Source organism: Streptomyces sp. NPDC051104 (assembly GCF_040682835.1).
GTDB lineage: Bacteria > Actinomycetota > Actinomycetes > Streptomycetales > Streptomycetaceae > Streptomyces > Streptomyces cynarae.
In genome coordinates this window covers 1-6,586 of record NZ_JBFBBS010000089.1, presented here as the reverse complement: position 1 = coordinate 6,586, position 6,586 = coordinate 1, and the positions used below count along the sequence as shown (strand labels likewise).

Annotated in this window: 5 protein-coding genes; 1 reads left to right on the top strand and 4 read right to left on the bottom strand. The window is 71.0% G+C overall.

Annotated features, from left to right (window positions below):
* Nucleotides 1-56: 56 nt before the first annotated feature.
* Both AB0N14_RS39225 and AB0N14_RS39220 read right to left on the bottom strand, forming a co-directional pair.
* A complete protein-coding gene (locus AB0N14_RS39225; RefSeq protein ID WP_366030486.1) occupies nt 57-1,337 on the bottom strand; it encodes an alkaline phosphatase PhoX in 1,281 nt (426 codons plus the stop codon).
* Between the two features lie 411 nt (nt 1,338-1,748).
* Nucleotides 1,749-3,176, bottom strand: coding sequence for a hypothetical protein (locus AB0N14_RS39220; protein ID WP_366030485.1), 1,428 nt, complete (start codon nt 3,174-3,176; stop codon nt 1,749-1,751).
* Nucleotides 3,177-3,486: 310 nt separating this feature from the next.
* Here AB0N14_RS39220 and AB0N14_RS39215 point away from each other — a divergent pair, with 310 nt between their 5' ends.
* The gene (locus AB0N14_RS39215) at nt 3,487-5,313 is read left to right on the top strand and encodes an endonuclease/exonuclease/phosphatase family protein (protein ID WP_366030483.1); all 1,827 of its coding nucleotides are present in this window, start codon (nt 3,487-3,489) and stop codon (nt 5,311-5,313) included.
* 13 nt (nt 5,314-5,326) lie between these two features.
* On the opposite strand, the gene AB0N14_RS39210 is transcribed toward AB0N14_RS39215, so the two are convergent.
* Both AB0N14_RS39210 and AB0N14_RS39205 read right to left on the bottom strand, forming a co-directional pair.
* Nucleotides 5,327-6,064, bottom strand: coding sequence for an SRPBCC domain-containing protein (locus AB0N14_RS39210; protein ID WP_366030481.1), 738 nt, complete (start codon nt 6,062-6,064; stop codon nt 5,327-5,329).
* Between the two features lie 14 nt (nt 6,065-6,078).
* The coding region (locus AB0N14_RS39205; RefSeq protein ID WP_366030480.1) for an ArsR family transcriptional regulator at nt 6,079-6,586 on the bottom strand (508 nt) is incomplete at its 5' end.

Here is a 6,586-nt window from a genome sequence, read left to right as displayed (position 1 = left end):
GACGGTTTTGATCTAGGAAATCCAGATCATCGCAGGTGGGAGGCACCCTTCTCCTGTCAGGGCATCAGGTCACGGCCGCAGCTGAATACATGAGGTTGGACGCCCTCGCCGTCCTCGGCGATGACCAGGCCGCCGTACGGGGAGACGGTGATGTTGTCGGGGCCGTCGAAGTTGCCGTCCTCGGCCGGGTCCGGGTTCACGCCGAGCAGGACCTTCAGGGTGAGGGTGCGGCGCTTGGGGTCGTAGAACCAGACCTGCCCGTCGTGCTGGACGGGGCTCTCCTCGCGGGCGTAGGAGGAGACGATGTACGTGCCGCCGTCACCCCACCACATGCCCTCCAGCTTGCGGGCGCGGGTGATCTCGCCGTCGGCGAACTGCTTGCGCACGGGGACCGTCTTGGCGTCGCGGTCCGGGACGTCGATCCAGTCGACGCCGTAGACGGTGCCGATGTTCGTGGCGCGGGAGAGGTCGTCGACGAACCTGCCACCGGAGTCGAAGCACTTGAAGGCCTGCAGGCGGCCCGCGTCGTCGGCGAGGGCACGCAGCTTGCCGCGGCCGTGCTCGAAGCCCTCCGGCGGGGTCCAGCGGTAGAGCAGGCCGTTCGGGCCGGAGGCGTCCTCCGTCAGGTACAGGTGGCCGCGCTTGGGGTCGACGACGGCGGCCTCGTGGGCGTAACGGCCGAGCGCCTTGACGGGCTTGGGGTCGCGGTTGGCGCGCCGGTCGGCGGGGTCCACCTCGAAGACGTAGCCGTGGTCCTTGGTCATGCCGTTCTGGCCGGCCTTGTCCTCGGTCTCCTCACAGGTCAGCCAGGTCCCCCAAGGGGTGTTGCCGCCGGCGCAGTTGGTGGAGGTGCCGGCGATGCCGACCCACTCGGCGACGTGGTCGTGGCGGACCTCGACGACGGTGCAGCCGCCGGACGCGGCCGGGTCGTAGACGAGGCCCTCGGTGAGCGGTACCGGGTACTTCCACCTGGAACGGGGGCCCTTGAGCTCGTGGTTGTTGACGAGGAGGGTGGCGCCGCGGGGGCCGGAGAAGGTGGAGGTGCCGTCGTGGTTGGACGGGGTGAACTCGCCGGATTCCAGCTTGGTCCTGCCGCTGTAGGTGATGACGCTGTACGAGAACCCGGCGGGCAGGGCGAGGATGCCGTTCGGGTCGGGGACGAGCGGTCCGTAGCCCACGCCGTGGTGCCGCTGCTCCTCGTGGCCGTCCGTGGTCTCGGTGTCGGTGGACGCGAGGGCGTTCGGAGCGGTGGCGAGGGCGCCGACGCTGCCGGCCAGGGCGATGCCGGCACCGGTGAGCGCGGACTGCCTGGCGAAGTCCCTACGGGTGAGCGACATGCTGTCTCCTGTGGGAGGGGAGGGAGTCGGTCGGGGGGTGGCTAGGGCCTGTTGCGAAAGTCCCGCCTGCCCCACGACGCCCGGCACGCGCGCTCGCCGCGTTGTCGGGGCGCCCGCGTACGCCCAGTACGCGGGCGCCCCTCCGCCTTGCGATCGCACGCACCGGACGCCGCGGGGCCCGCCCTTCGGGCGGACGACGGAACGTTCGCAACAGGCCCTCGCGGACCTCCGCTGGGCGCACACGCTCGCGCTCGCTCCTGAATTCCCGTTGAACGGCGGCCGACGGCTGGGCACGCTTTTCCATGAATCCGCAAAGCACAGCCCTGGCGGGCGGCGCGCACACCAATGCCGGGCAATGCCACGGCAACGTCCCGCCCCGTCACCCGCCGAGCGAGGCCACGACGCCGACGGTCACCCCCCCTGCTGGGACCGCGCCTTGAACGCCGCCTTCCTCGCTTCCTTCGCCACCTTCTTGTCCGGGTGCAGGCGCCCCATCGCCTCCAGGACGTCCACAGTCGCCGGATGGTCCACCCGCCACGCCGTCGCGAAGAAGCCGCTGTGCTGGGCCGCCAGGCCCTCCACCAGGCCCTGCAGTTCCTCCGAGTTGCCCTCGGCCGCCAGTTGCGCGGCCACCGTGTCGATGGTCAGCCAGAACACCATCGACTCCGGCGGTGCCGGCACGTCCGCCGCTCCGCGCTCGGTGAGCCATACCCGTGCCAGGCCGCCCAGTTCCGCGTCGTCCAGCACCTCACGCAGCGCGGGCTCCGCCTGAAGTCCGACGAGGGACAGCGCCTGCTGGCAGCGGAGCCGGCGCAGGGGCGCTCCGGCGTCCGAGCCCCGCGCGGCGGCCAGCAGTTCCCGCGCCGCCGTCAGCGGTTCCCGGCGTGCCAGCCACTGCTCCGTCTCCGCCTGCGCGGCCGCCGGCGGGAACCCCGACGTGCCGTCCAGCAGGGCGTCCGCACCCTTGTCGGCCAGCTCCCCCACCGCGGGCGCCGTCATCCCGGCCTCCTGCAGCCGGGCCCGCATCCCGTACAGCCCGAGCGGCGTCAGCCGTACCATCCCGTACCGGCTGACGTCCGCGACGTCGACGCCCGCCGTGGACTCGTCCTCGGCATCGGTCATCAGCGCCTCGTCGACCGGCTGGAAGTCGACGAGCCCGATGGGCTCGAGGATCCGGAACTGATCGTCCAGCCGCATCATGGCGTCCGAGACCTGCTCCAGGACGTCGTTGGTGGGTTCGCCCATGTCGTCGGGCACGATCATCGACGCGGCGAGGGCGGGCAGCGGCACCGCGCTGTCGCCGGGCCCCTCCTCACTGACCGTAAGCGCGTAGAGGTTGCCGAGCACTCCGTCGAGGAACTCGGCCTCCGCCTCCGGGTCCCAGTCGAGGGAGGACAGGTCGATCCTGCCGTCCTCCTCCATGGCGTCGGCGAGCCCGTCGAGCTCGGGCACGCTCGCGTCGGCGAGCACGGCCTCCAGCGCGCCCAGCCACACGCCGAGCACGTCGCCCGGGCTGCCGGAGGTGAGCAGTGCGAGGTCGGCGCCGGTGGTGACCGTCCCCGCCTCCTGGTCGACGACCTGGACGAGGCCGGCGTCGACGGCGACCCGCCAGGCCTCGCTCGCGTCGGCGGCGGCGTCCTCGCCGGTCAGCCCGAGGACCTCGACCGCGGCGGGCAACTGCTCCTCGACCAGCTCGCCCCCGGGGCCGACGCGCGTGTCCGGTCCGGCCCAGCGGGCGAGCCGGGCAGCGCGGGAGAGCAGGGGTGTGGCGAGCGCGTCCCGTGCGAGCTCCGCCTCGGAACGCAGCCGGACCGGCGGCAGGAGGGAGCTGTGTGACATCGGCTGGGTCTCCTTGGGGACGTACGTGGTGGCCGAGGGGCGCCCTGTAACACCCTGCTCAGCCTAGACGGATTTCCACCCATGCCACCCGGTTCATCTTCTCGCCGACTGCCGTACATGGCCGAAACCTTGACAACTGGCCGGAGAACACAGGAGATTGACGCGCGTAGAAGTCGGGGGACATCTGTTCACTGAGGTTCGGTACCGTCCGTCGCCTGCTACGTGCGTCGCCACCGCCCCACCGGTCGCGGCCCCCGGTTCCACGCTCCACTTCGTCCCGGCGCCCACGTATGTCCCCGGAGGGATTCCGTTGCCGAGCAAGTCTTCCTCGCGGCTCGCCGCGCTCACCGTCGCCGCCGTCTGCTCCGCCGTGTCCGGGGGGGTCCTGACCTCACCCGCGCACGCGGACACCGTAGGCATCCACGACATCCAGGGCACCACCCGGATATCGCCGCTCGCGGGCCAGAAGGTCACGGACGTGGCCGGAATCGTCACGGGTGTGCGGACCTACGGCTCGTCGAGAGGGTTCTGGATGCAGGACCCGAACCCGGACGACAACCCGGCCACCAGTGAGGGCGTCTTCGTCTTCACCAGCTCCACCCCGAAGGTCGCGGTCGGCGACGCGGTGACGGTGACGGGCACGGTCTCGGAGTACGTCCCGGGCGGCACCTCGTCCGGCAACCAGTCGCTCACGGAGATCACGAAGCCGACGGTGACGGTCCGTTCCAGCGGCAACGCCGTCCCGGCCCCTGTCGTGATCGACGAGGACTCCGTCCCGGCCGAGTACACCCCGGCGGGCGACCCGGCCGCGAACGGCTCGATCAACGGCCTGACCGTTCGGCCATCGTCGTACGCCCTGGACTACTACGAGTCCCTGGAGGGCATGAACGTCCAGGTCGCCGACGCCCGCGTGGTCACCGCGACCGACCCGTACAGCGAGCTGTGGGTCACGGTGAAGCCGCACGAGCACGCGAGCCGCCGCGGCGGCACTGTGTACGGCTCCTACGACTCGCAGAACACCGGCCGGCTGCAGATCCAGTCCCTCGGCTCGACCGCCGACTTCCCGGAGGCGAACGTCGGTGACACGCTCGCCGGCACCACGACCGGCCCGCTGGACTACAACCAGTTCGGGGGTTACACCCTGGTCGCCGGCCGGCTCGGCACGCTCAGGAGTGGCGGGCTGCAGCGGGAGACCACCCGCAAGCAGGAGCGCGGCGAGCTGGCCGTGGCGACCTACAACGTGGAGAACCTGGACCCGTCGGACACCACGTTCGCGGCTCACGCCTCCGCGATCGTGAACAACCTGCAGTCGCCGGACATCGTGTCCCTGGAGGAGATCCAGGACAACAACGGCGCCAAGGACGACGGCACGGTCGACGCGAGCCAGACGGTGAACAAGCTGATCGACGCCATCGTCGCGGCGGGCGGCCCGAAGTACGACTGGCGCTCGGTCGACCCGGTCAACGACCAGGACGGCGGCGAGCCCGGCGGCAACATCCGCCAGGTCTTCCTGTTCAACCCGGAGCGGGTCTCCTTCACCGACCGCCCGGGCGGCGACTCCACGACGGCCGTGGGTGTCACCAAGGTGCACGGCAAGGCGCGGCTGACGGTGTCGCCCGGTCGTATCGACCCGGCCAGCGATGCCTGGAAGTCCAGCCGCAAGCCGCTGGCCGGCGAGTTCGTCTTCCGCGGCCGGACGGTCTTCGTGATCGCCAACCACCTCACCTCCAAGGGCGGCGACCAGTCGCTGCACGCCCAGTACCAGCCGCCGACCCGCAGCTCGGAGGTTCAGCGCCACCTGCAGGCGACCGAGGTGAACACCTTCGTCAAGGACATCCTCGACACGCAGAAGAACGCCGACGTCATCGCGCTCGGCGACATGAACGACTTCGAGTTCTCCGCCACCACGAAGATCCTCGAGGGTGACGGCGAGCTGTGGCCGGCGATCAAGTCGCTGCCGGAGAGCGAGCGGTACACGTACGACTACCAGGGCAACGAGCAGGTCCTGGACCAGATCCTGGTCAGCCCGGACGTCCGCCGCGGCTGCGACCTGGACTACGACAGCGTGCACATCAACTCGGAGTTCCACGACCAGATCAGCGACCACGACCCGCAGGTGCTGCGGTTCCGGCCGTAGCCGTCCCTCGGGTTCAGGGCCGGCTGAACGCCCCGTCCAGCCAGCCCTGCCAGGCGGCCTCGTTCGCCTTGGCGTCGGCGTCCGGTGCGAAGTCGTGGACGCTGACGCCGACGGGCGCGCCCCAGTGGTTGCGGCCGAAGAAGCGGATGAGGGCGTGGTCGGTGCGCAGTCCGATGAAGTACGGGTTGCGGAAGTCGAGTACGGCGTCGAGGAGTTGGCCCTCCGGGCCGCGGGCCTGGACGCGCGCCCCCTCGGGGGTGTCGTCGGTGAGCCCCAGGGCTCGCCCGACGGCGGTGAAGGCGTCGGGCTCGGTGGACGCCTCCGGCCCGTTCAAGGTCGCGAAGGCGACCGGGCGGGGCGCGAAGTGGGTCAGGTACTCGCGCAGGGTGTGCAGGTAGAAGTCGGTGTGCTTGCTCGCGCCGTCGTACTGGTTGTCCCAGTCGCCGGTGAAGATGCCACTGTGCACGTACCGCACCCGGGCGCGGCGGCCCTCGTCACGCGGCTCGATGGTGTGGTCCAGCTGGTTGACCGACTGGACGGGGAAGCCGACGTCCTCGCTGCGGTTGGTGTAGCGGTGCGGTGGGTCCCAGGCGGTGACCGTGGACCCGAAGGGCCCGCTGCCTCCCACGCGGGGCTCGGGCGCGTCCATCGGCCACAGATAACCGCCCGTGCCGGTGGTGATCGCCTCCCACACCTCCTCGGGCCTGGCGTCGACCTCGAACTCGCGGACGATCTCGAATTCCTTGGACATGACGGGGCTCCTGCTCACTGGGATTCTTGCGGAGAGTCGAGTTCCGGGGCGGTCCCGGTGCGGTCCTTGACCGTGGGGTGGACGGCCACGACGATCCGGTGGTCGCGGCCGCCCTCGGCGTCCGGGGCGTCGTACTTGCGGATCAGGGCGCTGATGCCCGCCGTCAGCTCCTGCACGAACTCGGCGCGGTCGGCGGCCGAGGCGAAGCGGACCTCGCCGTCGAGGGCGTACGTCGCGAGCCGTTTGCGGGACTTGGCCGCGCCGGTGATGAGCGAGCCGACGTCGCGGACCAGCCGGGCGCCGAGGGCGAGCAGCCAGCGCGCCGAGAGCTGATCGCGGAAGCGGTCCGGGTCGGGCTGCACGGAGGCGAGCGCCAGCGGACTGATCACGTACGACGCCGCGGTGGCTCGCATCAGCCGCTCGGTGACGTTGCCCTTGCGGCGCTCGTCGGCCAGCTCGACCAGGCCGTGCCGCTCCAGGGCCTTGAGGTGGTAGTTCACCTTCTGCCGGGGCAGCCCGACC

What these genes read in the sequence shown, in the direction of transcription:
- AB0N14_RS39225 (WP_366030486.1), bottom strand. Translation starts at nt 1,337, where the DNA reads ATGTCGCTCACCCGTAGGGACTTCGCCAGGCAGTCCGCGCTCACCGGT.
- AB0N14_RS39210 (WP_366030481.1), bottom strand. Translation starts at nt 6,064, where the DNA reads ATGTCCAAGGAATTCGAGATCGTCCGCGAGTTCGAGGTCGACGCCAGG.
- AB0N14_RS39220 (WP_366030485.1), bottom strand. Translation starts at nt 3,176, where the DNA reads ATGTCACACAGCTCCCTCCTGCCGCCGGTCCGGCTGCGTTCCGAGGCG.